Source organism: Oceanobacter sp. ABM4_470, assembly GCF_056158645.1.
This window is the reverse complement of record NZ_JBSWTR010000001.1, coordinates 654014-680342: the sequence shown is the minus strand read 5'-3', so window position 1 is coordinate 680342 and position 26329 is coordinate 654014. Positions and strand designations below refer to the sequence as shown.

The window sequence follows — 26329 nt, the reverse complement described above, 5'->3', positions numbered from 1 at the left end:
AACGTTGAACAATCAGCCGCCAGCGGCCTGACGGCGAGCGTTGTTGCGCGCCACCATAAAGCCGTACATCACGAAGCTGAGAGACATCATTTGCTGGATAGCCAGGATGTATTTGTCTTGCAGCAGGGTCAGGCTGCCCATAGAAATATTCATCAGGGCAAAGAACAACCAGCCGTACATGCTGCCCTTGGCCATGTAGTAACTGCCCAGCAAGAAGCCAATCGTCACGCCGAACTCCAGCACCTGGGACAGTGCACTGATGCCGCCGTATTCATACAAGCTGTAGCCAATGCCCAGCGCCAACATGCTGTAGGTAAAGGCCTCAATGGATCGGTTCAGCAAACGGTTGGTCGATGGCTGGCCTTTGATCACGTTGTACAAACCCAGCATCATGGCCGGAATACCGCCCGCTTCAATGGCAGCGGCCATCCAGTTGCTTTTGGCCACCATGATGATTACCCACGGCGGCACGCCCAGAATGTAAATAGCCCAACCGACGATTTTCAGCTTGCGCTTCCATTCTTCATCGCGGGACTCAGCAATGGCAAACAGCACCTTGTTGGACAGATAAAACGATGCTGCCCATACCTGTAAAAACAAATCCATAGCCCGGACCCTTGTCCTTGTATAAAAACCGAAGCATCCCTGCGCCCTTGGACCATGGCAATGCCAATTCGCGACGACCATCAACGACTGAGCAGAAACTGATCGCCAGTACCACAGAAGGAACTCCAGCGCCTGACAAAGCAGTCCAAACCTGGGCTTAAACCTGGCTTAAGCATGCGACATCCCGTCACACGGCAACTCCAATGCCCCTTGGTAAGCTCCGCCGCCGAACAACAATCACTCAGGGATCGCTGTCAGGAACCCCACGCATGACGCAGGTATCAAACACTTCGCTCCACACCCTTGAAGCGGCTTGCCAGCCAAGCGCTAAACCAAACGCTAAGCCAAGCCCCAAGTTATTGACCAAAGCAGTGGCTACCGCCATGAAATCCATCGCTGGCATTACCGTGTTCAGCATGGCGGCCAGCCATCAGGCCATCGCCGACAACGCTGCCGAACAAGACACCCTGCTTGCAGTGCAAGACACCATCGTGGTCACCGGCATTCAGACACAAGACCCTCTGTATTTGATCACCGACCCCAAAGCACCTCGTCAGCCTTTGCCAGCTGCGGATGGCGCTGACCTGCTGAAGAACATTCCGGGATTCAGTGTGGTGCGCAAGGGCGGTAGCGACGGCGATCCGGTATTGCGCGGCATGGCCGCATCACGGCTTGGCATCGTCCTGGACGGTGAGCAAATTCTGGGCGGCTGTGGCATGCGTATGGACCCACCAACGGCGTATGTATTTCCGGAATCCTATGATCAGGTGACCATCATCAAGGGGCCGCAATCGGTCAAAAATGGCCCAGGCACCAGCGCGGGTGTGGTGCGATTTGAGCGTAAGGAGCCGGTTTTTGAAGAAGCCGATATCAGCGGTGACGCCAGCTTGCTGTACGCCAGCGCCGACCGTAATGACCAGATGGTGCATCTGCTGGCAGGCAACCAGACAGGTTACCTGAAGCTCAATGGCACCCGAGCGGACGCCAATAACTACACTGACGGCAACGGCGACGAAGTACATTCTGCCTACACTCGCTGGAGCACCGACGCCACGCTGGGCCTAACCCCCACAGCCGCAACACGCCTGGAGGTCAGCCTTGGCACCAGCGACGGTGAAGCACGCTACGCCGACCGATCGATGGACGGCGCTCAGTTCAAACGTAACAACGCCGGTGTGCGTTGGGTTCAGCAACTGTATGGCAGCAACGACAGCCTGATCAGCGCGCAGCAACTGGAAGCCCGTTTTTACCGCAATCGCATCGACCACGTGATGGACAACTACAGCTTGCGCAATAACACAGGGATGACCATGGTCAGCAACCCCGACCGGGATTCCAAAGGCGCTGCACTGGTACTGTCCAACGACCTGAATCTGGCGCAATTACCAGCTGGCGAATTGGAGGTTGGCCTCGATTGGCAGGCCAACAATCATCGTAATCGAACGGCGATGGGCATGATGGGAATGGCCCCGGCCTATAAAAACCTCAGCCGCGTAGACGACATGCGCTTTACCAGCACCGGACTATACGCCGAACTGGATCAGCCGCTGGCCAATTTCAACAGCCTGCATCTGGGCCTGCGCTTGAACAAGGACTACGCCCGCGACCTGCGCTCTGGCGTTGAGACCGCAGGCAACAGTGACCAGCAAACTCTCAAGAGCATGTTCATACGATACGAACAGAACATGCGCGGCACCCATCGCTGGTATGTGGGCCTTGGCCACAGCGAACGCGCCGCCGATTACTGGGAACGCACCAAAAAACCGGCCGCCACCAGCATGATGATGAGTGGCAGCGCCAGTACGTTCGAGTTGTCACCCGAAGCCACCACCCAGATTGATATGGGCATGATTCACACCAGCGGCTATGCCAAAGGCAGCCTGTCGGTGTTCTACGCCCACCACAACAACTACATTCTGGTTGAGCAACTGCCGGACGTCAGCGGCTTTGCATCCAACGCCCGTAATGTCACCGCACGTAGCTGGGGCGCAGAAGCCGATGCAACGATTAACCTGAGCGAGCAATGGAAAACCAACGCCTCACTAGCGTGGGTTCACGGCCACAATCTCACCGACCATCAGCCGCTGGGACAAATGCCGCCATTGGAAGCCAAGCTGGGACTCACCTGGCAAACAGACAACTGGGAAGCCGGAGCCTTATGGCGTGGCGTCGCTGCACAAAATCGCGTTGCCGAAGGCACCGGCACCGTGGTTGGGCAGGACATCGGCCGCAGCCCGGCCTTCCAGGGAACGTCCCTGCATCTGGCTTATAAAGTCAGCAGCGACCTGCGCATCAGCAGCGGTATCGACAACCTGTTCGACAAAGCCTACGCCGAGCATATTTCACGCTCGGGGGCTGCCATTGCTGGCTATGAGAACGACACTCGCGTTAATGAACCGGGTCGGACTTTTTGGGTGAAAGCTCAATACAGCTTCTGATAACAGGGTTACTGAGAGGGACATTGACAGGGGAACAGGAAGGCAGATTCAGACAAGCCGCCAACGTGAATTACACTGGCAGCCTGAATATGCACCCGAGTATGATTCTCCTGCCCCCCCCAAACCTGACAGAACGCAAAGTGAGTGAGACCCGATATGACAACGGATAAACGTGAATACGGCGATGGCGACGCCACGTATCAGGCAGCAGGACAGCTGCCAGGGCTGACCCAGCTATGCGATCGTTTTTATCAGATTATGGACACCTTGCCAGAAGCAGCCAGCCTGCGCGCTATGCACCCAGCCGACCTGACGGAATCCAGCCGCAAGTTGGCGTTTTTCCTGAGCGGCTGGACTGGTGGGCCAAAGCTGTATCGGGAGCATTACGGTCCGATCAGCATTCCACAAGCCCACGCTCATTTACCCGCCGACTTGCACAGCACCCGTGCCTGGCTCACCTGTATGGATCAGGCCCTACAGCAGCTGGACTACCCGGATGATTTTCGTGAATACCTGGTTCGTGAGCTCAGTCGTCCGGCGCAGCGGGTATTGCAGGTATGTCAGCATCGCATGGCGAATCGCTGATTCAGGCAAATACAGACCAACCGGTTTTCTGTACCAGTCGCTCCAGCGCGGCGGTGCCCAGCTTGCTGTTACCGACGTCGTCCAAACCCGGTGACCACACCGCAATCGATGCCTTGCCCGGTGCAACGGCCAGAATGCCACCACCAACACCACTCTTGCCCGGCAAGCCAACCCGAAAAGCAAACTCCCCGGAACCATCGTAGTGGCCACACATCAGCATCAGGGAATTGATGCGCCGGGCACGGTTGGAAGAAATCACCTGAACACCCGTTACCGGGTTGCGGCCATCCCCTGCCAGAAATAAACCGGCCTGCGCCAATTGGCGGCAATTCATGGCAATGGCGCAGTGGTGAAAATAGGTTCCCAGTACGTAATCGACCGGCTGTTTCACGATGCCGTAGGCTTTCATAAAATGCGCCAGAGCGCGGTTTCGCTCACCGGTATCCAACTCAGACTGAGCGACTTTGCTGTCGAAGCAAATTGACTCGTCATCGGCAATAAAGCGCACAAAGCTGAGGATTTCAGCCAAGGCTTCCTTCGGCAGGCGCTTCATCAAAATGGCGTCTGCAATGGCAATGGCACCGGCGTTGATAAAAGGGTTTCGCGGCTTACCGTGTTCGTGTTCCAACTGCACGATGGAATTGAACGGATCGCCCGATGGCTCGCGGCCAACCCATTTCCACACACCGTCGCCCAGATGGCCGAGCGCCACCGTCAGGCTGAACACCTTGGAGATACTCTGAATGGAAAACAGCTGCTCGCTATCGCCCGCACTGAACACCTGTCCGTCGGTCGTCGCCACACAGATGCCAAACTGATTGGGGTCGACTCCAGCCAGCTCAGGAATATAGTCCGCCACGTTGCCGCGGTCATCGCTTTTGCCAATGGTGGCGACAATGTCGTCCAGAATGTCTTGCAAGGCCTTCACCTCGATCGTCTGTTCAGGCCGTGATAGTACTACAGGGGAAAGACGCCGGAAGAGCAGATATTCAAGGGTTGCCAGGCCTGATTCCAAACACGGGATTCTTAACACGAAATTCAGGGCATTCGGCGGGACTGCCAATAGTGCTGCTGCCAGTATGGCTCATCAAGGTTGGAAATTGTGACACCAGCGGTGGTAGAGGCATGGAGGAAGTCACCATCTTGCAAATACATACCGACATGGCGGGTATCAAACCCGGTTTTGAAAAACACCAGATCACCGGGCTGTAAATCCACTCGATTGACAGCCCGACCAAACTGGCTTTGCAACAAGGTGGTTCTGGGCACCCAACTGCCCAGTACACGGGTGTAGGTTAGCTGCACAAACCCCGAGCAGTCGACGCCGCTGCGGGACTGCCCGCCCCACTGATAACGAGTGCCGCGCCAGTCATCGTACTGCTGATACAGTTTGTCGCGCACATCAACGCCGTCCACCAGATCCATAATATCCAGTGGTTGCGACGATGCCTTTGGTGCTGAACTGCTGCACCCCGACAGCCAGCCGGAACACACCGCCACAACAGCCAATACGGTGGTCAGATACCCGATTCTCATACTCTTCCTCCCAATCAGCGTATTGTGACAAGCCAAAGCGGGAGGTTCGAGCAGGTTTACACTTACGTGGGCGAACACCCATCTGCTTTCAGTTGCTCGAGGTAACCGGATGTAACTGCTTCAGGTTTGGTTCGTTAGCGTTTGTTAATCTGTTTTTAATGTTCAGTTCAGGTTCTTTTCAGAGCGGTTAGCTACCTTGACGTCTTCTTAACAGAGGACTCAACATGAACACCAAGCACATCGCGTTTCTTGCACCGGCCGTATTGCTGACTGCCGTTTCCATGTCCACTCAGGCTGGTTCCTCCAAAGACGTTGCCGACAGTGTGATTGCCGAGCAGCGCGCCAACCTGGCCACCAACACCGAAGGCAAAGGCTTTGGCCCACAGTCTCCGCGTGACATCGACACTCTGGCTGGCAACAACAAGATCATCTTCTCTGAAGCGCCATCCCACACTCAAATGAACCTGTGCAACATCCACTTCCACAGCGGCGCTGAGCACAAGGGCGGCGAATTCACGACTTATCAGGGTAACGGCGATGGCAAAGGCCACGGCACCGGTTTCCTGTACGACGGCAAGCTGACCAAATCCCAGCTGAAGCCATACAAAGGCAACGTATGTGGCGACAAGGGTCACGGCCTGAAAGTAGGCGAAACGCTGGAAGTACACTTCGTACACTCCACTGCACCGGTAAAACCTGGTCCAACTCTGGGTTCTTGTCTGGCTGACAGCATCGGCAACCCACAGCTGCGCGTAGAAACCCAGGTGATCGTTCTGGCTAACGACAGCAAAGCCATCGACTTCACCAAGATGACTCAAATTGCAGAAGTGAACGGCTACCACCAGGCGCCAAACATCCCGACCAACATGGGTGCACCGGTTCAATACGAAGGCTCCACCACTGGCCCGAAATACAACGAAGGCGGTTCCCCATTCCAGGTTAGCTGGAGCGTTCGCCCGAAAGTTGCCGTGGTAGACATCGCCTCTGTTGACGAATGGTGTGACAGCAACGTCTTCAAGGAAGACCACGCACACGGCGTTCGTAACCTGGTAATCAACCCGGACCTGCTGTCTAAAATCGACTGATTTCCCCTAAGACTGATGTCCCCTAAAGGGTGTGCGCCGCACACCCTTTTCTGTTTATTGGAAGGTTACATCGCAGGCAAGCCAGCTCCTACATCCAGCCCCACGTGCCGTTCATGTAGGAGTGAATTTATTCACGAAACACCAGCAGCATCGATTCGCGGTTAAAACCGCCAACGCTTAATGCGCTGTGTGCAATAACCGGTAACCACTGCCGCGAAGGGTTTCAATTTTCAAATCATCGGTCTGCGCCAATCGCTGACGCAAGCGACTGATGTACACATCCACAATGTTGGTTTGCGGGTCTCGCACCGACTGCCATACCCGGCTCAAAATCCGCTCCCTGGTCAGCACCTTGCCGGCGTTTTCCAACAAATATTGCAACAAGTCGAATTCCAACTTGGTCAGCTGCATTTCTTCATCCTGCAACCGGGCAATACGCTCATCCAGATCCAAAACCAGCTCACCACAGCCACAATCCAGCGTGCGGGTTTCCACCACGTGAGCCACCACAGGCCGACGTCCCAGCACTTCGATACGGGCCAGTAATTCATCAAAGTCGAACGGTTTGCACAGGTAGTCATCGGCACCTTCACGCAGTCCCTCTACACGGTCTGACACATCGTCCCGTGCGGTCAACAGCAGTACCATCGGCGGTACCGGCAGTCGTTTGATGTGGCTCAACAGGCTGACGCTGTCTTCATTGCCAAACATACGATCAAGCACGGCGACCTGCGGCTGCTCTTGCTCGATGGTAGTCAACAGCTTCAACACCGACGACTCACTCACCACCTCAAAGCCTTCCGCCCGCAAACCGCGCTCCAGAAAATTTAGCAGCGGCACTTCGTCATCAGCAATCAGAATTTTCATCAGCTCTTGTTCTCCAGGCTAACGCCGTTGGCGGTGACAGGAATCATCAGGCTAAACACCGAACCACTGGCCGACGACTGCGCCCGAATATCGCCATGATGCGCCTGCACAATGGCTTTGGCGATGGCAAGCCCCAGCCCCATGCCTTCCGCACGCGGCTTGAAGCGCACAAAGCGTTCGAAGATATGCTGCAAATCCGCTGGCGAAATCCCCTCGCCTTCGTCCACCACCTGAATCTGATAATACTCGCCGGTTTGAGTATCGGATCTCGACAGGCTAAGGGTCACCCGGCCTTCCAGCGGTGAATACTTGGTGGCATTGTCCATCAAAATCGCCACCGCTTGCTGCAAACGCTGCTCATCCGCCATCGCCAGGCACTCGTTCAGCTGCGGCGCAACTTCCAGATCAAACTGACGCTTGGGCATCAAACGCTGCCAGTGTCGACACTGATTCTGTACCAATTCCGCCAGATTCACCGGCGCAAGATGCAAGCGCAGCTCGCTCATTTCGGCACGCGCCAGCAACAACAGGTCGTCGACCAGACGACTCAGGCCCACCGCTTGTTCAAGAATGATATTGAGGGTTTCACGATACACGGCTTCGTCGCCGGTTTGCTGACGCAAGGTCACCTGAGCCTCACCTCTAATGACCGTTAGAGGAGTGCGAAGCTCATGGGACACATCGGCAATAAACTGCTTACGACGGGCATCCAGCATGGTCAGCTGATGGTTGGCCTCGGTCAGCTCGCGGGTGCGCTGCTCCACTTCAAATTGCAGCTGCTGGTTTTGCTGCTCTTGCTGTTGCTCGTGCTCCGCCAGCCGGGTAGCCAGCTGGTTCAACGACTGCACCAGAGAGTCGAACTCACTGTCGAGGTTTTCTGGCAAACGGGTTTTGTAATCGCCGGAGGCAATCAGACGGGTGCCAGTAGTGATTTCACTTAACGGCTGATAGAGCTGGTTAAACAGCCAGAAGCAGCCAAACACAATAAATGGGCCGACCAATACACCGAGCAAAATAGTGAACCACACCAGCGCGGTATTGAGCGTATCAATACGGGCATTGGTAGCCGACACCATACGGCTCTGACGGGTAACCGCTGCGTTAATAGCCTCGCGGAACTGGTTGTCGATGGTGACTTCCAGCAACTGCTGAAAGCGCGCCCGCTGGCTTAATGGCGTTTGGTCGTTTTCAGCAATGATGGCCCGAAACTCGGTGATGATTGCTTGCAGCAAGGCTTCGAGTTCGTCGGTATCTTCCACACTGCCTTGAGTGAGTTGTTCGCCCAGGGCTTGCCGCTGTTCGATCTCCAGCTCCCGGATGATTCGCAACGACTGATCAATCAACTCCTGCTTGCGGCGCACCAACGCCTGGTTGGCATTGCGGCCGAAAATCAGCTCATCGGTAAGTTGCTTGAACAGTCGATAGGAAATACTCGAAAGCTGCTGGTGCTCGCTCAGCAGGCTCTGCGCCACCATGCTTTGCTTGAGGTTTTCGCGGGTAATATGAGCCGATACCGCCACGCCAGCCAAGGCGATAATCAGTACCGCCGCCGACAGAAAACCGAACAAAAACAGCTTTTTCTTGAACATGCATCACCCGTATAACCGACCGTAACACCAACCGCAGTTGAGACGTTATTTCAGGTGATCAGTATATCGGTTTTAGATTGGAATAAATGGTTTCGGTGCGTGAAGCTCCTGCAACGATTCCTTGCAGGAGCGCATTTATTCACGAAACTCTTTCAGGTTGGGCGGCGTCAACATTCCCGGTGTTATTCGCAGACAAACCAGCTGCTACGCGACGTGAGTGCAGGAGTGAGCTTGCTCGCGAATATTTTCAACGCTGATTCGCGGTTAAAACCGCTCCTACAAGGATTCCATGTAGGAGTGAATTTATTCACGAAACTCTTTCAGGTTGCACAGCGGTACAACACAGCGATTACGGCTCCACCGAACTATTCACCGGATTCTGCACCACTGCCATAGAGCAGATCACCAGAAGGATTACTAACGTCCTAATTTGGCGGCACAAACGCGTGGGCTATACTGCGAAGCAGAGCCCGCGTGTTTGTGCCCCCAACATTTGTTTGTTAGCTGCCACCTACTAATAATGATAGCGACACGAAATAACAGTAATTGCCGTATCATCCACGGCGTATACTAAACGATTAGTATCATCAATTCTGCGAGACCAGAAGCCCGACAGGTTTTCTTTAAAAGGCTCTGGTTTTCCTATTCCATCAAAAGGCGAACGTTGCACATCAGTAATGAGCTTATTGACACGCTTCAGAGTTTTCTTGTCCTGATTCTGCCAATAAACGTAGCTATCCCAGGCTTCATAAGTCCACGATAACAGCCGGTTACTCATCAATAAGTTCTCGCTGAGTCGTTTTGCCCTTTTTATACTGCTCTATTGAACGGTTTAAATGCTCAGCATTTGCTGGTGAACGGAGCAAGTGAACCGTTTCCATAAGGCTGTTGTAGTAATCCAATGACATCACAACAGCATCCTCGGAATCCCGGCGAGTGATTACCGTCGTATCCGCATCGTTGATGACGTTATCCAAAACAGACTTGAGACTGTTCCGAGCTTCAGTGAAAGAGACGATTCTCATGTCGGCACCTGACTTGTACATTACAGAGGACAAGTTTAGCCTAAGAGTGCAAACATGTACAAGATACCGTACATAGCCCTGTTTCTGGCAGCCAAGGCCTGACTATCCCAAGCCAGAGTGCAAGCGAGTTCTGTTGTAAAAACGATCAATATACTGTTTGAGCGCCGACTGTAACCCTGAGTATGTTTTTCAAATGTTGGCGGTTAACTTTTCCGCTTTCAGGCTGTGAAAGAACGACTCCATAGCTCCGTTGTCAGTACACTTTCCCGGTCGGTTCATGCCCGCAAATCATCCCTTTGCTACCAAGCAGTTTTTGCACCGCCTCAGCGCCATAATCACTGCCACGGTCTGTGTGAAAAATGATTCCTGAACCCTGGCTCCCACTAACTTTTAACGCTAGTTTCAATACCTGACATGTGACCCTGGCGGTTCTTTCATGGCTCAGTTTCCAACTCAGGATACGACGAGAAAACCGACCCATGACCGTCGACAGGTAGAACCACTGCTTGCCGACATTCAAGTACGTCACATCTCCCACCCATTGCTGGTTCAATGCGGTTGGTTTACCTGCATCAATCAAGCGATTCGGATGCTTGCTATAGCACTCTCTCGTGCCTTTTGAAGCTGGTTTGTAAACTCGTGAACAGCGTCTTCTCATTCCATGCCGCTTTCTTCGCTTTGCTCACGGTCGGTTTCGCTGCTTTTGATGGCAGTCGAGAAGGCTTCAACAGACCCTCCCGGTATTCTTTCCGCCATCGTGACAGCATGAACGGCTTAATTTCCGAAAACGTGGAACAAACGCTCTGCAACTTGCTGCACTTGAACATCCTCTTCAAGACTCATCTCAACCGCCGAGCGTTTAAATTCAAGCGACTATTGCTTTGTCTTTTTCTGGTTATTGTAAGCTGGCATAGAACACCTTTTCGTCGTTAAAAAGGTGTCCGGTAAAATGGGGGAAGATCATAAGTCCCGCTTTAACTGTTTGTTATATTTCGTTTTTCACTAAACGTGAGTGGTAAGCATCAAGTTCTTTGCACACTTCTCGATGTTTGGTGTCAGATTTAGCAAATTTATCGCGGCAAGCTTGAGCAAAACCATCATCTTTGCCCCAATCTTTAGCAGCTATTATTTGATTATTCATTTCGGCTAAGTAACCACTTTTTAAATCAAGGAGAGCTTTGAAGCGATTCAGCTCATTTGCCTTTTTAGCTTCCTTAAAAGCCCAGCGAGCATAAAAAGCTGATAATCCTGCAACTAAAACAGCAATAAGTGATATAGTTTCAGCTGACATAGTGCCAAATTCTCCTAGAAATATAACGCCCGCGCAATAAGCGCGAGCTAGCGAGCGTATTTATTGACGCGTTTGTTAAATATTCTTATAGCCATGAACACAGATGCAAATAAAAACCCCAACCCCATTAGGGTATTAAGTGGCTTTATCATACGATCAGACTTTTTATCTATGTAATCGGTATAATTTACTTTACCTACATTAAAGTGGAATACCTCTACTTCTGGATATAAAAAGAAAATGTATTCTATTTCATAAAATATACTTGCAGTTTTCTCAACATCGCGTTCAGAAAGTCTCTTAAACCCACTGACGCAGGGTCTCTTGAATTTTACAACTTTCCCATCTACTCCGGTTATCGCAATCGTCTGAAGGAAACGTCCTTTTATAGGTTTATTACAAGGGCTAACACTAGAGATCTGTCCTTCAGTATATTCTAACTCATGCTTTTCGGGAAAAGGCTTTAAAGCCTCTGTTAAAAAGAAACAACCGCTGACAAACAGTATAATTGCATCAAGGTATTTCATAGCACTCATTTATATTTAACGCCAAGCTTTGGGGCAGCCGAAACGCAGTGTAGGCTGTCCCAGCCGCGATAGCGGCGACAACAGCGCCTTGTTAAATGTTTTAGCTAAATACCTTGGCAAGAATCACCCCTATAAAAATTAACAGCGCCCATATCACTTGAGCAAACGGAGACGCCCGAAGCCCTTTGAAAATAGAAAGAACCAATAGGCATAAAAACCCAGCCACAACATAAACACCCAAGCCGAAAATAATAGCCGTGCCATCAAATGTGGTTGCTGCAACTTTAGAGTAACCACCTAACTCAGATATCTCGGAGCCAGCTTTCTCCACGTACTCAGCTACTGCATAAATTGTTGCAAGCCATGTCAGCAGCACGCTAAATGCAGCCAGTAGGATCGCCTGCCAGGATCTTACATTTTCGAATTGTGGAAGCAGCTTATTCATGGATACATTTAACGGCCAAAGCAGCGGCGCGCGTTAGCGCGTCCAGCCCGAAGGGCGATGCTGCCTTTGCTTGTTAAGTGTTTTGCACTTAAGCCGTTTGTATTGTCCATAGATATGCTAACCCTAGCGATACAATACTGACTAAAGATACCTTTAGTATTTGTTTTCTGTGCCTGGCGGCAACGTAAGCAATTAGCCCTAGGTTGCCCACTACGAGATATGGTATAACCAAGCCGAAATAATATGGCATTGGAAAAAGGCCGATTAACACTGCTGCAAATGAAAGTACTACAACAAGTGCGAGCACTAACGGTAACAGCCAAATTTTCTCAAGAGCTTTGCTCATTCTCGATTAGACACTTAACGCCGCAATAAAAGGCGAGCGTTAGCGAGTCCAGCCCACGCTTTTTGTGGGCGATTTTTAATTGCCTTGTTAGGCCATAACTTTTGCATTGGCACTCTCCGCCTGGACAGCCAAAACCGCACCAGACATGAAATCAATTGCTGTAAGCCATTGTGGCTCAGCTTTTTGATTGGGCTCAACCATAATGACACCTTCGAGCCATTCTTCATCTACCCAATATCCAAAGGAGTTTAAGCAGTCGTCTTCCGTGAAAGGCGTTTCTGAGTCTCGCGGCATAAAGCGAAATTCACTCACTTCGTTGAACTCGATAGTTAATGCCTTTGGCGTATCTAAATCTACCCAATCACCTTTCGAGAGCTCCCAGATTAATACTAGTTTGCGCTCAGCTATCGAATACTCCAGATTCTTGAAATCGAAGTTATTGTGCAAATCAAGTTCGTAACTTCCTTGCACTAGATAAATACCGTCAACAATTTCGTAGTTTCGATTCATAGGGGCCTAACGCCTTGCTTTGGGGCAGCCGGAACAGAGCGAAGCGGCGAGTAGGCTGTCCCAGCCGCGCAGCGGCGACAACAGCAACTTGTTATAAGCTTTTTCCACTTAGCTTTGCTCTCATTGCCCGTAAACCAACCGGTTTTAATGTGCAGTACTTTGCAAAGACAAACTCGCCTAAAAAAGGCAGCAGTATGAGCACGACACCAAAAACTACCCAACTTTCCGTGAACAAACCTAATACGACAGCTATTGACGGAATGAACGCACCGACAAAAGCTAGAAACCACTTTGACAGTGCTGTGTATTCGTATTGAAAAAAACATTTATCACAATGCATACGATTCGAAAAAGACAGCATCCTGACTTTAACCGACTGGTCGCTACATTGTGGGCACTTTCTCATCATGGCTTATAACAGCTTTATTTCTGAGCATGCGCGTTTTGTCGGTGGCTTATATTGTTGCAAATCATACCCAAGCCTCTGATTTCTATGGCCATTTTCCAGTTGACCCAGCAGCTCAACGCCGACTAAACGCGCATGCGCGTTTTTCCATCCTTGATGGCACGCAAAGCAGTCTCTCCACTTTTGCCAACCACTCTAATTTCAACCACTTACGCTAACAGCTGCTGGAAAAACGAGCAACCAATTCTGACAAAACACGCATGCTTTCGCCTACTCCATTGATATACTGTTCATTCATACAGTTCTCTCGGGAGGGGTAGAACCATGAGCAAAAGCCCATTCATCAATCAGATTTCCAGGTTCATGCGGCTAAACGGATACAGCCTAAGAACAGAGAAAACTTACCTGCAGTGGATCAAATGCTTTATTCGACACAGTGGTTTACGCCATCCAGGTGAAATGGGTCCGCCAGAGGTCATGTGTTTTCTGGAACATTTGGCATCAGACCGTCATGTGTCATCCAATACTCAACGTGTTGCACTGAACGCTCTGGTGTTTTTGTACGATAAATTCCTTGAACAACCGCTCGGAAAACTGGATTTCCGACAGGCAAATAAACCCCGAAAGATACCCACCGTGCTTTCTCCTCAAGAGGTTGCAGCAATTCTGCAGCATATGAGAGGCCGAGATCATTTGATCTTTTCGTTATTATTTGGATCTGGATTGCGCATCACAGAGTGCTTGCGCCTGCGCATTAAAGACGTCGACTTCTCAGCAGGCTCTTTAACGGTTCATGATGGTAAAGGCGGTAAGGACCGAGTGACTATTCTGCCCTCCAGTGTGCATCAAAGCCTTCGGGAGCAAATTCAGCAGAGCATTGCGATACAGCAGCAAGATAATTTGAAAGGTATCGGGCCATCTTTGCCCGATGCGCTTGGCAAAAAGTACCCGAATGCTTTCAGGCAGCCAGCATGGATGTTTCTATTTCCCTCGAGCGGTGTTTGCAACCATCCGGTCACGGGCGTGCTATGTCGGCATCACCTGCATGACTCGGTGCCCCGTAAAGCATTAAAAGCCGTGCTACTCAAAGCCGGTATTTTTAACAAACGCGTGAATTGCCATACCTTCCGGCATAGCTTTGCGACCGAGCTATTACGATCGGGTCGCGACATCAGAACCGTGCAAGAGTTGCTGGGCCACACCGATGTGGCAACCACACAGATTTACACGCATGTGATCGGGCAGCATTTTGCGGGTACAGAAAGCCCGTTGGATCGGCTTTCCATTTAACGTTTCCAGTCGTAATCAGCAATTTCCGTAAATAGCCTGTGTACCATGCCTCGCCTCCAGCCCTGACCTTTCCCCTTTACGCAAGCTCTGCACTACCAGTGTGTAGGAATTGTCGATCATGCGTTCGATTTCTCCTTGTGGCAGCGAGCCGTCAAGTACTACGGTGTTCCAGTGCTTTTTGTTCATGTGGTAGCCGGGTTGAACGGCATCGAATACATCACGCAGTTCGATGGCTTCTTGCGGGTCGCATTTGAGGTTGAGGCAGTCGTGGCCGTTTCTGTGGCTTAGCAGCGCGAACATTTTGCCCATAATCTTGTACACCTCGGCTTCCGGGCCGAAGGGATAATCCAGCTGTGCTTCGGGTTTGCTGGCCAGATACTGTTTTACTGCGTCCAGATTGCTGTTCATTGCTTCTGCCTTTTTCGATTTGGTATTTCTCAAGCGGCTCTCGTCCCAAACACCTCTTGTCCCGGCATCTCATCATGCAAAGGTCGTGAGGCTCGTTACTCTGGTCAGAATTTATGCCTGATTAGCTGGCTGCACTGGTAGTAGGCATGCGGTTGTAGACACAGGGTTGCAGGCATTTTGAGCCAGCTGAACTTTGGTGCCGTTTATCGGCTGTTGGCTTGACGATGCTGCTGGCTAGTCGCTCAATGATTGAACAACAACCTCCCTGAAACCACTTAAAAATAACAAACAAGGATGTGTTTATGTGCGTTAAAACCCTGCTCTCCCTGTGCTTGTCGTTCACTGTTACCGCTTTCTCTGACGGTGTTCTGGCCGATGCCCCAAATAATCCGAAAGGTGATTCACACAGCGATTCATACGGAGATGCCCTGCCTCAGCAAAACACCAGCGACCTCAGCTACGAAAATTACGTGCACTCAAACAACCGCTTCAAGTGCCTTTACGGCTACGCTGCCGAAAAAACCGGCGACCACGAAGCCGCCATGGCCATTTTCAACAACTGCATTGAACGCTGGGAGGATGTGTATTCGATGATTTGGCTGGCGCAGATGTACGAAGCCGGTGTATCCATCCCGCAAGACCTGCAGCGTTCCACCTCGCTGATGAAACGCGGAGCTCACGTACACGACCCTGCCGGGTACGCCACCCTCGCCCGCTATCACTACGGCAAGGCGCTGTATTTCGGCGTTGGCACCGAACAGGATCGCGAGGAAGCCGTACGCTGGTTACGATTGGCTGCACTGGAAGGGTTAGCGGATGCCAGCGAGTTTCTGAAGCAACAAGGCATCGGCGAAAAGTGATTGCCGCTGTTTGCCCAAACAGGAAGCTGCTGACTCAGGCATCCGCCTGCAAGGTTTGCATCACGCTTTGATCAACCTGAATAAAGCCACGCTTGGGCCGGTCGAGGTCGATAATGGTGAATACAATCAGGGGGATCAGCAGCGATACCAACACAATCGGCACCGTCATACGTTTGCCGCTGAGGCCTGATGAGTAACCCATCATGTCGCCGTTGACGACGAATACAAAGAACAGCAACAACAGAATGGTTTCAGGCACATGCTGCTGCAATATGGTGTTGCGCTTGCCTTGGGCGTCAATCATGTCGTTGAGCGAGTTCAGAAACGCGCCGGTGGTTACCGGACGGGGGTCGGCATCGGTGGCTTGAGTGACGATGTTCCACAGCTGGTTTTGCAGCTCTACCGCTCGTTCGTTATAGCGGGCACGCTCTTCTTCGCGGGTCAGGTCGACAGAGCCAACTTCGGCCCGTAGTGCCACGTATTGCTTCAGTGCTGCGTCTGCCTCATCACGGTACGCGTCCGGTAAGAGTTTTACCCGCAACATGGCGGTGCCAATGGTATTAGCTTCATCGATCACCGCCATGCTGCGAGCATCGTAGCGCTGCATCGACATGCTGAAGGTAAAACCCAACAGCAATGCCAGCAAGCCCAGAATGCTGCCCTGAATGGAGCCCGTCATGGCTTTCACTTCGTCGTCGGTTTTGGCTTGCACATAGCGCCCGGCCCGAAAGCCCAGTTCGTTAAAAACAACGATGGCCACAAACAGCACAACCGCAATGGTGATGCTGCTGACGCTGTAAAGCAGTTCGGTAGATGGCATTGAACAGTCCGGGAAAGAAATTGGAGAAGAGAGACCAGAAGCAAGCGGGACGCTTGATAGACCTGCTTTCACGGCAAGTATGATCAATTTGCCAGCGCATTTTTCAGCTTTTGAGTGTTCGCGCTCAGGTAAATCAGGCGGGCTAATGAACCACAAACATTCAGCAAAAGAAAAAGCCCGCGAACGGGTTGCGTACGCGGGCTTGTGTTCAGCTTAAAGCACAGTCGTTGCTATCGCTGCTCAAAAACGCGGTTTAGACGCGATCAGGCGCGGATATAGGCCCAGCCAGCCATTTGCTGGTGTGCCAGATACTGCACCGCCGCGTCAATCACACGTACGCCTTGCTGAGCAGTCAGTTCTTGCATACGCAGGCTGTTGCCGCACACCACCAGGCGAGAAACGATGTCTTCGTCGGTGAGGGTCACCGCCAGCGCTGCCGCCGGACCATTCACTACAATTTCAATCTCTGCGTCGGCTTCCAGCTTCAGCAGGTTACGGGCGTTGTTCTGGGCGCGCTTGAGGGCGTCCGGTGTAGGGGCGTGAATCAGCAGTTGGGTAACGGCCATGGAATCATCCTTTCAAAAAACAGCGCCTGCGGTCAGACACCTGATTTCTATTCGATTATTGCTATTCAGTTAAAGCGCGTTGGCGATCTGTTGTGCCAGTTGCTGCAGCTCATCACTGCCACGACGACGTGGGCGCGGCAGTTCAATGCGCTGGTCCAGCGCGACATTGGCCGGTGAGCCAGACAGAACAATCACTCGGTCGGCCAGATACACGGCTTCTTCGATGTCGTGGGTAATGAACATTACCGCTTTGCGCATCTGCTCCCAAATAGCCAGCAGCTGGTCCTGCAAGTGGTGGCGGGTAATGGCGTCTACCGCACTGAACGGTTCGTCCATCAACAGCAAATGCGGATGCACAGCCAGCGCCCGGGCAATTCCGCCTCGTTGTACCTGACCACCCGATAGCTGGTGTGGCCAACGGTCGGCAAATTCTTCCAGTCGGGCCAGCTTGATCACTTCATCGACTCGCTGACGCTTTTGTTCCTTGGTCAACTTAAGCCCATTCAAACCGTAGGCAATGTTGCTGCGCAGTCGACGCCACGGCATCAAACGGCCGTCCTGGAACACAATGCCGCGGGAGCGCCGGGTATCGTCTTGTTCAACCTTGAGGTCAATGGTGCCACTGCTGGCAGTCGCCAACCCCGCTACACAGCGTAGCAAGGTCGATTTGCCAACCCCGGAACCACCCACCACTGCGATAAATTCACCGTCTTCCATGCGCAGGTTCAGATCGGCAAATACCGGCTTCGGATTGTTACCGTAGTGGTAGCTCAAGCCTTCAATATTCAGGATGGGCGCCATGTCAGAACTCGCTTTTCAATCAAACCAAACAGGGTATCGCTGAGGGTGTACACCAACGAAATAATCAGCATGTAAACCACCACCACTTCGTAGGCACCGACGCCTGCTGCCGCGTTCATTTCTTGGCCCATGCCGGGTACACCCAACAGTTCGGCGGCAATCAGGGTCATCCATGCCTGACCAATGCCAGTACGAATGCCTGAAAAAATACCCGTCGCAGCGCCCGGCAGGGTCACCTGCAACGCCTGTTTCAGATGGCCGTTCTGACCAAAGGCATTGGCCAGCTCGTAGAAACGCGGGTCAACGTTGCGTACGGCAGAATAAGTAGCGAAGTAGTTCACCCAGAACACCCCGATGGCGATCACAAACGCCGCACCAGCATGGCTGACCTTGAACCAGGCGATCGCGAAAACGACCCACGCCAGGGGCGGAATCGGCCGCAGAATACGCGCCAGCCAGGCATGCAAAGCGTCCAGCAGCGAGGAAGACGCCGCCAGCGTGCCGACCAGGAATCCAAGCACCGTACCAATTGCCAGACCCCAACCGTAATGCACCAGACTCGAAAGAATGGCAGGCATCAGGCGGTCGGATTCCCATTCATCCATCAAGGCCTGCGGCAAGGCAAACGGGTCAGGGATGGTGCCAGCTGCCGCCCAGCCAGCGGCCTGGGCGTATTTCCACAGCGCAACGAAAGCCGCCACGCCTGCAAATCCCAATAATGCCCGCCCCCAACGAGAGCGAGTCAAAGGATGAGGCTGTTGTGCCATTGCGACGTATTACTCCTGGGTCAACGTTTGCTGGTTCAGTGCGTTGTAGAAACGCACATCGAACAGGGTGTCCAGATCAACCTTGGCCTTCAGAGTGCCCTGCGCGGCCTGGAAGTCACGCATCACACGAGTACCTTCGATGATGGCGTTCGGGTCGGCCTGGAAACCATCGTGAGAATTCTTGATGGCGTTCAATACGATTTTGGCCGGCAGACGACCACCACCAACGTACTTGCCTACTGGCTTGGCCGCGGCTTCAGGGTCGTTACGCAGCAGGTTGGTAGCGTCAACATGGGCTTTCACCAGCGCCTGTGCCAGCTCTGGCTGGTTGTTGATCAGGGATTCACGCATCACCAGTACCGCACCTGGCTGGTTCGGGAACATACCGGAACCGGAAGCCACTATTTTGGCGTCCGACTTGCGATCCATCACGATGCTGACCACCGGCTCCAGAATGGCAGCGCCGTCGACGGCATTGGTCATCAGGGATTGCTGTACCTGAGCCGCGCCCTGATAAATGATTTCGATGTTGGCGCTGATTTCGTCTGAAGTCAGGCCCAGCTGCTGACGCAGCCAGTATTGCAGTACGGTTTCTGGCACAGAACCTTGTGGAAAGGTGGTGATGACCGGCTTACGGCCCTTGTCGGCCTTGAAACGGGCAAACGCGGTTTTGGCGTCGCCATTGGCAAAGTACGGCGCCAGATCGCCTAGCGTCACCATGCTGATTTGCTCAACAATGTTGGACGCAACCACCTTGATGTCGGCACCCTTGGCACGGGCAACCATAGCCGGACCAATACCCAGATACGCAACGTCCAATTGGCCCGCCAGCAGCGCCTGCACAATCGCAGGACCGTTCTGGAACTTGAACAGCTCAGGATCAGTAACACCGGCGCCTTCCAGCGTTCCATTCTCCAGCACGATGAATGCCTGAGACACAGGAACGATTGGCATATAACCAACCTCAAGGGACTCGTCGGCTGCAGCCAGATTACTCCAGCCAAACAACACCAACGTCAACAGAGTCATGAAACGACGCATGAAAGCACTCCAGTTAGTTGAATTTTCGGGAGGCTGAATCCTATATAAATTAAATAAAAATGAAAGTTGTTATTCATATCGTTTTGGCCTATCGATATTGGATTTTCCAGACCAGCCGACTGGCGATTTAAATGAATACGGGGAAATCACACTGGCTTTGCAACTGGCCGGACCTGCAAACGCGTCACAATTCCGATCATCAGGAACAACCCGGCAGCCCTATACACAGCCCCTGAAATGGCCCCTTACACAGCCCCGGCTTCCAAACATGGCCTGGTTGACTTCCTGCTCCAGCAACGATAAAACGTTCGATATAAAGAACGTTCCTTTTATAGAACAGTTTGATTGTCGACAGTGAACCGCGCTAAAGCGGTTCCCCTACCCAAGGGCCATTCAATGGAAAAACCCAACTTCGCCACGCTTGGCCAAAATCTGCAATCTTTGCGGCTGGCTCAAGGCTTGTCGCTGTCGCAGCTGGCTGCCAATGCCGGGATCGCCAAGTCCAATTTGTCGCGCATCGAGCAAGGGGAAGGCAACCCCACCATCGAAACCATCTGGCGACTGGCGTTGCAGTTAAACGTGCCGTTTGGCGATTTGATTGCCCGCGCCGATATGGCGTGGGGAGAAAACGGCGTTCAGGTGCGATTGATTGATCAGGGCACAGACAACCCGCGGGTGGATGTGTATTGGATGTCGTGCGCGCCTCACAGTGTGCGGGAGTCTGAACCCCACTTTGCCGGTACGGTGGAGTCAGTGACCATGGTCAGCGGCGAGGTGAATGCTGGCAACACCGGCGAGTTGAAAGCCCTGCGCGCGGGCGACACCTTCACTTTTGACGCCTCACGGCCGCACAAGTACCAGACCGACGAACTGTGGGCGACCATGATGGTGGTGGTCACCTACCCGAAAACCGAGCGGCAGCCGGCCCCTCTAACGAGCGATAGCGAATGAATATACCCGAAGCGACGCCGCCGGGTTCCGCCTGGAAACAAGGACTGAAAGACGCACTGCCCCTTTTAGGCGCGTATATCCCCATCGCGATTTCGTTCGGTCTGATTTCCATTCAGTCCGGCTTTGGCGTTCTGGAAACTATTTTAATCTCGGTATTTATTTACGCAGGCGCTTCGCAGTTTCTGTTTGTGGCCATGGTCGCTTCGGGCTCGCCCTTATGGTTGGTGGTGATCATGACCTTGCTGATCAACGCCCGCCATATGCTCTACGCACCGAACATCACAGCGTATCTGGGCAGCGACAAACGCTGGATTCCGTTGATGCACTGCCTGACCGACCAGATTTTCGCGCTGTCGCTAACGATTCTGCCGAAATTGGCAAAAGAAGACCGCATGGCCTGGTACACCAGCGCGGGGCTGCTGGCGTGGTTCAGCTGGATTGCCGGTACTGCGATTGGCGCTATCGCCGGCGACGAGCTGACCCAACGCTGGCCGTTAATCAATGACGTGTTGCCGTTTGCCCTGCCCGCGCTGTTTTTGGTGCTGGTTACGCCACGTTGTACCAACCGCGTGTGGACTGCGGCATTAGCCTGCGCCGCAGCGTTGGCATTGATGGTGAAGTTGCTTGGCTACCCCAACGTTGCTATTCCGCTGGCGGCCGTTGCCGGGGCGTTGGTGTTTTACGCTTTGAAGCCTCGTATACCACAGCCAGAGGTTGAATCAACCGAGGTAAAACAGTGAGCAATGAGATTTGGCTAACGATGGTTAGTATTGCCGTGGGCACCTACCTGATTCGGCTGGTGCCTTATTTATGGATGCAACGCAAATTGACCCAAAGCCAGAGCGAGAACATGCTGGCCGATACACCGGATTGGCTTACTGTTCTGGGGCCAGCCATGATCGCGGCCATGTTTGGTACGTCGCTGGTGCCGGTGCATCCGGGCATGGTGTCTTGGATCGCCAGCGCCGTTGGTATTGTCGCCACCTTGTTGGTTTGGCGCAAAACCCGTTCCATGGGGTTACCCACGTTTGTTGGGGTAATGGTGTTTGGGCTCGTCGAAGTGGTGTTTGGCTAACCCCATCCATTGGCCGAATTGAATTGCCCACCTTGCGCACAGCCAACCATCGCAGGCAAGCCTGCTCCTACGGGGTTACTACTGTAAGTCGGATAAGCTTGCGCCATCCGACAAGGGGACTGCCAGAAACACGTCAGATGGCACCCGCTTCGCGTTTTTATCTGACCTACGGGGTTAGCGAGTGTGATTATTCCCCGGCCAATACGATCTTGTATTGCTCGCCGAAGATTTCGATCACGTCACCGTTGAGGATTTTCTTGCGCTTTTGGGTTTCCAACTCGCCGTTCAACAGCACTTCGCCGTTTTCGATCATCAGCTTGGCTTCACCACCGCTGGAGGCGATGTTTTCGAATTTGAGGATTTTGAACAGTTCAACCGGTTCGCGGGTGATGATGATGTCTTGCATGGGGTATCCATTAGGAAAAGTGGTGACAGCGCGATATCGTGGCGAATAGCAGAGGTTTGGCCCTCAGAAAAATTCGGGCTGCCCTGAATAAGCGGGATGATAGCAGCTAAATGCGGGAACTCGCGCGGCTGTTTTGCGGTTAGCCGTTAAACGACAGGCATAAAAAACGGGAGCAAACATAGCTCCCGTTTTTTTGTTTAGCTGATAAGCACCAGACGCCCGACTCCGAGCGCCCGACTACTCATTACAGCATGCCACGGCCTTTCTTGGCAGCGGTACGCAGACGCAGAGCGTTCAGCTTGATGAAACCTTCTGCATCTTTCTGGTCGTATGCACCCGCATCGTCTTCGAAGGTCGCGATGGCTTCGTCGAACAGGCTGTCTTCAGACTGACGGCCAACAACGATCACGTTGCCTTTGTACAGTTTCAGACGCACGTCGCCGTTAACGACTTTCTGGGTTTCGTCGATGGCAGCTTGCAGCATCTGACGCTCTGGAGACCACCAGTAGCCGTTGTAGATCAGCTCGGCGTACTTAGGCATCAGGGAGTCTTTCAGGTGAGCCGCTTCACGGTCCAGGGTGATGGACTCAATCGCGCGGTGTGCTTTCAGCAGTACGGTACCCGCTGGGGTTTCGTAGCAGCCGCGAGCTTTCATGCCCACGTAACGGTTTTCAACGATGTCGGTACGACCGATACCGTTAGCGCCCGCCAATTTGTTCAGCTCTTCCATGATGGTGGCTGGAGACTTCTCAACACCGTCGATGGCGCACGCGTCACCGTTTTTGAAGCTCAGGGTAATGTAGGTTGCTTCGTCCGGAGCATTCTCTGGAGAAACAGACCACAGCCACATGTCTTCTTCTGGCTCTGCCCATGGATCTTCGATCAGGTCACCTTCGTAGGAGATGTGCAGCAGGTTGGCATCCATGGAGTATGGCGACTTCTTGCCTTTCTTCTTCTCTACGTGGATGTTGTGCTCATCACAGTAGGCCATCAGTTTTTCGCGGGAGTTCAGGTCCCACTCACGCCATGGCGCGATCACTTTGACGCCTGGCTTCAGCGCGTAGGCACCCAGTTCGAAACGAACCTGGTCGTTACCTTTACCAGTTGCACCATGTGCGATGGCGTCGGCACCGGTTTCGTTGGCAATTTCGATCAAACGCTTGGAGATCAGCGGACGAGCGATGGAGGTACCCAGCAGGTACTCACCTTCGTAAATGGTGTTGGCACGGAACATCGGGAATACGAAGTCGCGAGCAAATTCTTCGCGCAGATCGTCGATGTAGATTTCCTTGATCCCCAGGGCTTCGGCCTTGGCACGTGCTGGTTCTACTTCTTCACCCTGACCCAGGTCGGCAGTGAAAGTTACCACTTCGCAGTTGTATTCGGTTTGCAGCCACTTGGCGATTACGGACGTATCCAGACCGCCAGAATAGGCCAGCACCACTTTTTTGATGTCTGACATGAAATTCTCCAGATGAATTCTGCCTGTGGAAGAAACCACCAACAGGCGCCGCACCAGACGGGAACGGCCTAAGAAAAAGGGCAGCATTCTAACGAGATGCCACCCTTTTATCCAGCCATGACGATTAAATGAATTGATATTAGAGACTGTTTTTTCCGAATTTTATTCGGTTTTATGGTTTTCTCTAAAATAAAATTCAAAAAAGGCGCTTATTTGCACAGCTTTAGAGCAAATAAGCGCCGTTTTCACATAGGTTTCACAAACAGTGCGACAACTCCACTGCACAGGGTGATCGCACCAGAGCAGGATCAATTACATTCAACCGCCGTCATGGTGCTGCTCCACTTTTCTTGACTGTCAGAAGAATCGAAGTCGCGGGCAATAAGCACATCACCGTACTTGCTTACGTAGAATGGGATGGTGGTAGTACCGAAGGTTACCGACATAACCCCACCGCTCAACCCATTGACGGTGCCTGATGCACTGTCTACTTCACTGTAAGTATCCAGAGAGCCTTGCAGTCCAGGCGCTGAAGCTGACTCTCCATTGCCATCGGTGTAGTTGTAGTACTCCACCATCAAGCCCAGCTCCAGCTCATTATTGCTTATGCCCGAGATGGTCACCTGGGTTTCACTGGTCACGGTCAATGTGTTGGACTCAGTGCCCATATTCACACGGGCAAAGTTATCACCGCTGAACGCTCCACCAGCGAAACTGTTGATCATGCAGTACTCGCGCCCTACCAGATCAGACATTGCCGTGACTTTCTGCGGCATGGCATCCTGCAGAGCTTCAATAGAGGCCTGCAACTCAGAAATCAGACTCGCGTTGTCATTCACCGCGGTGGTGATTGCGCTGAAGTTGCCATTCACCTCAGACGCCTTGGCTGCGGCACCAGACTCAAATGTGGTGAGTGAGCCTACTGTCCCCGCTCGCACAGAAGGGATAGCACCAAGGGCCAGGGTAGACAGGGCGATAGCAGAGATAATCCGTGTTTTCATAACATGCTCCAATTCTTTGTATTCGTGCCGGTGGCATGTCCAATCAAGACCACCGGGCCGGGAAGGCGGGCGCTTATTGCCAGTTCGCCTCATCCCAGTTGAAGTTGTCCCAGGTCGCTTCGCCTTCACAGGCATCGCCTACCCCGTTCTGATCGGAATCAGCCTGATCGGCGTTAGCGACGGTCGGGCAGTTGTCGGCTGGATCGTCAATGCCATCCTCATCGCCGTCGCTGCTGCTCGGATATGGGTCGCTGTTGTCACCCAAACCATCGCCGTCGGTATCCGTGTCTTCAGAAGGGTCTTCCGGGAAAGCATCCGAGTTATCACCAGTACCATCACCATCGGTATCTGTCGTTTCGGTCGCGTCATTCGGGAAGGCGTCTTCGGTATCGACAACACCATCGCCATCAATATCGGATTCAGCATTCGCTGCTTCAGGCTCAGAGCTGACCGTGCCATCGCTTAGGCTTTCGGTGGATTCAAGTACCTGTGTCGTGTCGGTTTCAGAAACCAGTAATGACTCAACGTTGCCAACCGTCGTGTTTGTGCCAGGAATCACCTTGTTGGAAACGTCTTCTTCCACAACGGCCTGAAGGTCATCAGAGGAAACCGTCGCCAACAGAGCGATTGGGCCAGAAGAAGACTGGCCGTCGATCACGCCATCGGTCAAATCCTGGGCCAATACATCGAACACCTGCTCGGCTGTCGCATCACCTTCCAGCAGGGTTTCAGCGATGTCATTCACAACGACGGCAATCCCTTCGATCGCCTGACGATAGAGCAGGGTTTGCTGAAGCTGAGCATCGGTTGCAGTATCCGAAACCACCAGCGGTGGAGTATTCAGCAGGTCAGCATCGGTCGACCAGCCAAAACCCACCGTCGCCAGAACCTGTTGTACGGAAAGCGTCAACGCGGCTTCAAACTCGTCCACCGTAACCACGCCGTCGCCATTACCGGAATATGGCGCTGAGGTATCGGCCTGCAGTTGCGCAAGGCTTACTGCCAGACTGGTGAGTGGTGAGGCGTAAACAGAACCCCCGGCGATCACAGTGTCGGCATCAATAACCGTGGTAAAGGTAGTGATCAATGGCACTGTGCCGGTATTGATGTCTGTTGTTGCCGTTGAGGTCGTGAATTCAACCACCAGCTTTTCACCCGCCAGCACGTCGCTGATCGACATACCACTGATAAACGAAGTTTCCGCCGTAGTCCCACTGGTTATCAGGTCACCTTTTAAATTTGCAGCCAGCAGGTCCAGTTCATAAACAGCCACACTGGCCTGAGCTACCGGGCCTTTAACGGCTACCCCCGTCAGGGACACTTGCTGCGGCTCCTGTTGATCGTCGGAGCTACCTCCGCCGCCTCCCCCGCCACAGGCAGTCAGGGATAGCGCACTTGCGACCCCGAACGCCCAATATGAATACCTGGTCAACGCCATAGACAACATCCTCCGTGGGCCACCTTCAGCCCGCTGTTGCTGGTTAGTATTGAGTGGGACAAATAATCAAGGCGCTATTGCCACAACGCCCTGAAACCTAATCCGCATATCCAAAAACTATCTGATTTTGTTAAGGGAATACACCCCAACAAGCTGACGCTTCGACACGATACCCAACAATCCCTTT

30 protein-coding genes are annotated in these 26329 nt (G+C 52.8%); 8 read left to right on the top strand and 22 right to left on the bottom strand.

What is annotated here, in order from left to right:
• Nucleotides 1-12: 12 nt before the first annotated feature.
• Entirely contained in the window at nucleotides 13-606 is a 594-nt protein-coding gene (locus ACXADJ_RS02980) for a hypothetical protein (protein WP_028294497.1), read from the bottom strand.
• Between the two features lie 269 nt (nucleotides 607-875).
• Between ACXADJ_RS02980 and ACXADJ_RS02975 the strand changes: the two genes are divergently transcribed.
• Both ACXADJ_RS02975 and ACXADJ_RS02970 read left to right on the top strand, forming a co-directional pair.
• Nucleotides 876-3044 (top strand): TonB-dependent copper receptor, encoded by a 2169-nt coding sequence (locus ACXADJ_RS02975; RefSeq protein ID WP_475062915.1) that lies wholly within the window; start codon nucleotides 876-878, stop codon nucleotides 3042-3044.
• 156 nt (nucleotides 3045-3200) lie between these two features.
• Nucleotides 3201-3629 (top strand): group II truncated hemoglobin, encoded by a 429-nt coding sequence (locus ACXADJ_RS02970; RefSeq protein WP_475062913.1) that lies wholly within the window; start codon nucleotides 3201-3203, stop codon nucleotides 3627-3629.
• A 1-nt stretch (nucleotide 3630) separates the two neighbouring features.
• Here the strand turns inward: ACXADJ_RS02970 and ACXADJ_RS02965 are convergent, their stop codons facing one another.
• Both ACXADJ_RS02965 and ACXADJ_RS02960 read right to left on the bottom strand, forming a co-directional pair.
• Complete coding sequence (locus ACXADJ_RS02965) at nucleotides 3631-4548, bottom strand: glutaminase (RefSeq protein ID WP_475062911.1); 918 nt, start codon at nucleotides 4546-4548, stop codon at nucleotides 3631-3633.
• Between the two features lie 119 nt (nucleotides 4549-4667).
• The gene (locus tag ACXADJ_RS02960; RefSeq protein WP_028294501.1) at nucleotides 4668-5165 is read right to left on the bottom strand and encodes an NlpC/P60 family protein; all 498 of its coding nucleotides are present in this window, start codon (nucleotides 5163-5165) and stop codon (nucleotides 4668-4670) included.
• Nucleotides 5166-5389: 224 nt separating this feature from the next.
• Here ACXADJ_RS02960 and ACXADJ_RS02955 point away from each other — a divergent pair, with 224 nt between their 5' ends.
• Nucleotides 5390-6250 (top strand): delta-class carbonic anhydrase, encoded by an 861-nt coding sequence (locus ACXADJ_RS02955; RefSeq protein WP_028294502.1) that lies wholly within the window; start codon nucleotides 5390-5392, stop codon nucleotides 6248-6250.
• A 177-nt stretch (nucleotides 6251-6427) separates the two neighbouring features.
• On the opposite strand, the gene ACXADJ_RS02950 is transcribed toward ACXADJ_RS02955, so the two are convergent.
• From ACXADJ_RS02950 to ACXADJ_RS02910, 9 genes are all read right to left on the bottom strand, one after another.
• Complete coding sequence (locus ACXADJ_RS02950; protein ID WP_028294503.1) at nucleotides 6428-7117, bottom strand: response regulator transcription factor; 690 nt, start codon at nucleotides 7115-7117, stop codon at nucleotides 6428-6430.
• The gene (locus tag ACXADJ_RS02945) at nucleotides 7117-8706 is read right to left on the bottom strand and encodes a sensor histidine kinase (protein WP_475062906.1); all 1590 of its coding nucleotides are present in this window, start codon (nucleotides 8704-8706) and stop codon (nucleotides 7117-7119) included. The genes ACXADJ_RS02950 and ACXADJ_RS02945 overlap by 1 nt, the downstream gene beginning before the upstream one ends.
• Before the next feature lie 514 nt (nucleotides 8707-9220).
• Complete coding sequence (locus ACXADJ_RS02940; protein ID WP_475062903.1) at nucleotides 9221-9484, bottom strand: Txe/YoeB family addiction module toxin; 264 nt, start codon at nucleotides 9482-9484, stop codon at nucleotides 9221-9223.
• Nucleotides 9477-9731, bottom strand: a complete 255-nt coding sequence (locus ACXADJ_RS02935) for a type II toxin-antitoxin system Phd/YefM family antitoxin (RefSeq protein ID WP_475062900.1) — start codon at nucleotides 9729-9731, stop codon at nucleotides 9477-9479. The genes ACXADJ_RS02940 and ACXADJ_RS02935 overlap by 8 nt, the downstream gene beginning before the upstream one ends.
• A gap of 253 nt (nucleotides 9732-9984) precedes the next feature.
• The gene (locus ACXADJ_RS02930) at nucleotides 9985-10389 is read right to left on the bottom strand and encodes a DDE-type integrase/transposase/recombinase (RefSeq protein WP_475062898.1); all 405 of its coding nucleotides are present in this window, start codon (nucleotides 10387-10389) and stop codon (nucleotides 9985-9987) included.
• Between the two features lie 327 nt (nucleotides 10390-10716).
• Entirely contained in the window at nucleotides 10717-11022 is a 306-nt protein-coding gene (locus ACXADJ_RS02925; protein WP_475062896.1) for a hypothetical protein, read from the bottom strand.
• Nucleotides 11023-11069: 47 nt separating this feature from the next.
• Nucleotides 11070-11549 carry a hypothetical protein gene (locus tag ACXADJ_RS02920; protein WP_475062893.1) on the bottom strand — a complete coding sequence of 160 codons (480 nt, stop codon included), beginning with the start codon at nucleotides 11547-11549 and terminating at the stop codon, nucleotides 11070-11072.
• 100 nt (nucleotides 11550-11649) lie between these two features.
• Nucleotides 11650-11994 carry a hypothetical protein gene (locus ACXADJ_RS02915; RefSeq protein ID WP_475062891.1) on the bottom strand — a complete coding sequence of 115 codons (345 nt, stop codon included), beginning with the start codon at nucleotides 11992-11994 and terminating at the stop codon, nucleotides 11650-11652.
• 433 nt (nucleotides 11995-12427) lie between these two features.
• Nucleotides 12428-12850, bottom strand: a complete 423-nt coding sequence (locus ACXADJ_RS02910; protein ID WP_475062889.1) for a hypothetical protein — start codon at nucleotides 12848-12850, stop codon at nucleotides 12428-12430.
• Between the two features lie 730 nt (nucleotides 12851-13580).
• Between ACXADJ_RS02910 and ACXADJ_RS02905 the strand changes: the two genes are divergently transcribed.
• The gene (locus ACXADJ_RS02905) at nucleotides 13581-14546 is read left to right on the top strand and encodes an integron integrase (RefSeq protein ID WP_475062885.1); all 966 of its coding nucleotides are present in this window, start codon (nucleotides 13581-13583) and stop codon (nucleotides 14544-14546) included.
• Between the two features lie 15 nt (nucleotides 14547-14561).
• Here the strand turns inward: ACXADJ_RS02905 and ACXADJ_RS02900 are convergent, their stop codons facing one another.
• Nucleotides 14562-14954, bottom strand: a complete 393-nt coding sequence (locus ACXADJ_RS02900; RefSeq protein ID WP_475062881.1) for an MmcQ/YjbR family DNA-binding protein — start codon at nucleotides 14952-14954, stop codon at nucleotides 14562-14564.
• Nucleotides 14955-15256: 302 nt separating this feature from the next.
• Between ACXADJ_RS02900 and ACXADJ_RS02895 the strand changes: the two genes are divergently transcribed.
• A complete protein-coding gene (locus tag ACXADJ_RS02895) occupies nucleotides 15257-15814 on the top strand; it encodes a tetratricopeptide repeat protein (RefSeq protein ID WP_475062878.1) in 558 nt (185 codons plus the stop codon).
• Between the two features lie 34 nt (nucleotides 15815-15848).
• Here ACXADJ_RS02895 and ACXADJ_RS02890 read toward each other — a convergent pair whose 3' ends face one another.
• From ACXADJ_RS02890 to ACXADJ_RS02870, 5 genes are all read right to left on the bottom strand, one after another.
• Complete coding sequence (locus ACXADJ_RS02890) at nucleotides 15849-16634, bottom strand: bestrophin-like domain (protein ID WP_475062876.1); 786 nt, start codon at nucleotides 16632-16634, stop codon at nucleotides 15849-15851.
• 263 nt (nucleotides 16635-16897) lie between these two features.
• Nucleotides 16898-17200, bottom strand: a complete 303-nt coding sequence (locus ACXADJ_RS02885; protein ID WP_475062873.1) for a DsrE family protein — start codon at nucleotides 17198-17200, stop codon at nucleotides 16898-16900.
• 69 nt (nucleotides 17201-17269) lie between these two features.
• Nucleotides 17270-18001, bottom strand: a complete 732-nt coding sequence (locus ACXADJ_RS02880; protein WP_475062871.1) for an ABC transporter ATP-binding protein — start codon at nucleotides 17999-18001, stop codon at nucleotides 17270-17272.
• Nucleotides 17986-18768, bottom strand: coding sequence for an ABC transporter permease (locus tag ACXADJ_RS02875; protein ID WP_475062869.1), 783 nt, complete (start codon nucleotides 18766-18768; stop codon nucleotides 17986-17988). The genes ACXADJ_RS02880 and ACXADJ_RS02875 overlap by 16 nt, the downstream gene beginning before the upstream one ends.
• A gap of 9 nt (nucleotides 18769-18777) precedes the next feature.
• Nucleotides 18778-19809, bottom strand: coding sequence for an ABC transporter substrate-binding protein (locus ACXADJ_RS02870; RefSeq protein WP_475062866.1), 1032 nt, complete (start codon nucleotides 19807-19809; stop codon nucleotides 18778-18780).
• A 396-nt stretch (nucleotides 19810-20205) separates the two neighbouring features.
• Between ACXADJ_RS02870 and ACXADJ_RS02865 the strand changes: the two genes are divergently transcribed.
• The 3 genes from ACXADJ_RS02865 to ACXADJ_RS02855 are packed head-to-tail and all read left to right on the top strand — an operon-like array spanning nucleotide 20206 to nucleotide 21835.
• Nucleotides 20206-20760, top strand: coding sequence for a helix-turn-helix domain-containing protein (locus tag ACXADJ_RS02865; protein WP_475062864.1), 555 nt, complete (start codon nucleotides 20206-20208; stop codon nucleotides 20758-20760).
• Nucleotides 20757-21500, top strand: a complete 744-nt coding sequence (locus ACXADJ_RS02860) for an AzlC family ABC transporter permease (protein WP_475062862.1) — start codon at nucleotides 20757-20759, stop codon at nucleotides 21498-21500. Before ACXADJ_RS02865 ends, ACXADJ_RS02860 begins: the two co-directional genes overlap by 4 nt.
• Nucleotides 21497-21835, top strand: a complete 339-nt coding sequence (locus ACXADJ_RS02855) for an AzlD domain-containing protein (protein ID WP_475062859.1) — start codon at nucleotides 21497-21499, stop codon at nucleotides 21833-21835. The genes ACXADJ_RS02860 and ACXADJ_RS02855 overlap by 4 nt, the downstream gene beginning before the upstream one ends.
• A 187-nt stretch (nucleotides 21836-22022) precedes the next feature.
• Here ACXADJ_RS02855 and ACXADJ_RS02850 read toward each other — a convergent pair whose 3' ends face one another.
• The 4 genes from ACXADJ_RS02850 to ACXADJ_RS02835 all read right to left on the bottom strand — a co-directional run bounded on the left by ACXADJ_RS02850 (nucleotide 22023) and on the right by ACXADJ_RS02835 (nucleotide 26142).
• The gene (locus ACXADJ_RS02850; protein WP_028294518.1) at nucleotides 22023-22241 is read right to left on the bottom strand and encodes an RNA-binding S4 domain-containing protein; all 219 of its coding nucleotides are present in this window, start codon (nucleotides 22239-22241) and stop codon (nucleotides 22023-22025) included.
• Between the two features lie 244 nt (nucleotides 22242-22485).
• Nucleotides 22486-23703, bottom strand: a complete 1218-nt coding sequence (locus ACXADJ_RS02845) for an argininosuccinate synthase (RefSeq protein WP_475062853.1) — start codon at nucleotides 23701-23703, stop codon at nucleotides 22486-22488.
• A 308-nt stretch (nucleotides 23704-24011) separates the two neighbouring features.
• Complete coding sequence (locus tag ACXADJ_RS02840) at nucleotides 24012-24704, bottom strand: hypothetical protein (RefSeq protein ID WP_475062848.1); 693 nt, start codon at nucleotides 24702-24704, stop codon at nucleotides 24012-24014.
• Nucleotides 24705-24777: 73 nt separating this feature from the next.
• Entirely contained in the window at nucleotides 24778-26142 is a 1365-nt protein-coding gene (locus ACXADJ_RS02835) for a thrombospondin type 3 repeat-containing protein (RefSeq protein ID WP_475062844.1), read from the bottom strand.
• Between the last annotated feature and the right edge of the window lie 187 nt (nucleotides 26143-26329).

Coding starts and splice junctions, on each gene's coding strand:
- ACXADJ_RS02880 (WP_475062871.1), bottom strand. CDS start 18,001: ATGGCGCCCATCCTGAATATTGAAGGCTTGAGCTACCACTACGGTAAC.
- ACXADJ_RS02980 (WP_028294497.1), bottom strand. CDS start 606: ATGGATTTGTTTTTACAGGTATGGGCAGCATCGTTTTATCTGTCCAAC.
- ACXADJ_RS02935 (WP_475062900.1), bottom strand. CDS start 9,731: ATGAGAATCGTCTCTTTCACTGAAGCTCGGAACAGTCTCAAGTCTGTT.
- ACXADJ_RS02955 (WP_028294502.1), top strand. CDS start 5,390: ATGAACACCAAGCACATCGCGTTTCTTGCACCGGCCGTATTGCTGACT.
- ACXADJ_RS02870 (WP_475062866.1), bottom strand. CDS start 19,809: ATGCGTCGTTTCATGACTCTGTTGACGTTGGTGTTGTTTGGCTGGAGT.
- ACXADJ_RS02920 (WP_475062893.1), bottom strand. CDS start 11,549: ATGAAATACCTTGATGCAATTATACTGTTTGTCAGCGGTTGTTTCTTT.
- ACXADJ_RS02845 (WP_475062853.1), bottom strand. CDS start 23,703: ATGTCAGACATCAAAAAAGTGGTGCTGGCCTATTCTGGCGGTCTGGAT.
- ACXADJ_RS02960 (WP_028294501.1), bottom strand. CDS start 5,165: ATGAGAATCGGGTATCTGACCACCGTATTGGCTGTTGTGGCGGTGTGT.
- ACXADJ_RS02910 (WP_475062889.1), bottom strand. CDS start 12,850: ATGAATCGAAACTACGAAATTGTTGACGGTATTTATCTAGTGCAAGGA.
- ACXADJ_RS02970 (WP_475062913.1), top strand. CDS start 3,201: ATGACAACGGATAAACGTGAATACGGCGATGGCGACGCCACGTATCAG.
- ACXADJ_RS02945 (WP_475062906.1), bottom strand. CDS start 8,706: ATGTTCAAGAAAAAGCTGTTTTTGTTCGGTTTTCTGTCGGCGGCGGTA.
- ACXADJ_RS02850 (WP_028294518.1), bottom strand. CDS start 22,241: ATGCAAGACATCATCATCACCCGCGAACCGGTTGAACTGTTCAAAATC.
- ACXADJ_RS02835 (WP_475062844.1), bottom strand. CDS start 26,142: ATGGCGTTGACCAGGTATTCATATTGGGCGTTCGGGGTCGCAAGTGCG.
- ACXADJ_RS02875 (WP_475062869.1), bottom strand. CDS start 18,768: ATGGCACAACAGCCTCATCCTTTGACTCGCTCTCGTTGGGGGCGGGCA.
- ACXADJ_RS02930 (WP_475062898.1), bottom strand. CDS start 10,389: ATGAGAAGACGCTGTTCACGAGTTTACAAACCAGCTTCAAAAGGCACG.
- ACXADJ_RS02925 (WP_475062896.1), bottom strand. CDS start 11,022: ATGTCAGCTGAAACTATATCACTTATTGCTGTTTTAGTTGCAGGATTA.
- ACXADJ_RS02895 (WP_475062878.1), top strand. CDS start 15,257: ATGTGCGTTAAAACCCTGCTCTCCCTGTGCTTGTCGTTCACTGTTACC.
- ACXADJ_RS02940 (WP_475062903.1), bottom strand. CDS start 9,484: ATGAGTAACCGGCTGTTATCGTGGACTTATGAAGCCTGGGATAGCTAC.
- ACXADJ_RS02890 (WP_475062876.1), bottom strand. CDS start 16,634: ATGCCATCTACCGAACTGCTTTACAGCGTCAGCAGCATCACCATTGCG.
- ACXADJ_RS02860 (WP_475062862.1), top strand. CDS start 20,757: ATGAATATACCCGAAGCGACGCCGCCGGGTTCCGCCTGGAAACAAGGA.
- ACXADJ_RS02975 (WP_475062915.1), top strand. CDS start 876: ATGACGCAGGTATCAAACACTTCGCTCCACACCCTTGAAGCGGCTTGC.
- ACXADJ_RS02900 (WP_475062881.1), bottom strand. CDS start 14,954: ATGAACAGCAATCTGGACGCAGTAAAACAGTATCTGGCCAGCAAACCC.
- ACXADJ_RS02905 (WP_475062885.1), top strand. CDS start 13,581: ATGAGCAAAAGCCCATTCATCAATCAGATTTCCAGGTTCATGCGGCTA.
- ACXADJ_RS02915 (WP_475062891.1), bottom strand. CDS start 11,994: ATGAATAAGCTGCTTCCACAATTCGAAAATGTAAGATCCTGGCAGGCG.
- ACXADJ_RS02950 (WP_028294503.1), bottom strand. CDS start 7,117: ATGAAAATTCTGATTGCTGATGACGAAGTGCCGCTGCTAAATTTTCTG.
- ACXADJ_RS02865 (WP_475062864.1), top strand. CDS start 20,206: ATGGAAAAACCCAACTTCGCCACGCTTGGCCAAAATCTGCAATCTTTG.
- ACXADJ_RS02885 (WP_475062873.1), bottom strand. CDS start 17,200: ATGGCCGTTACCCAACTGCTGATTCACGCCCCTACACCGGACGCCCTC.
- ACXADJ_RS02840 (WP_475062848.1), bottom strand. CDS start 24,704: ATGAAAACACGGATTATCTCTGCTATCGCCCTGTCTACCCTGGCCCTT.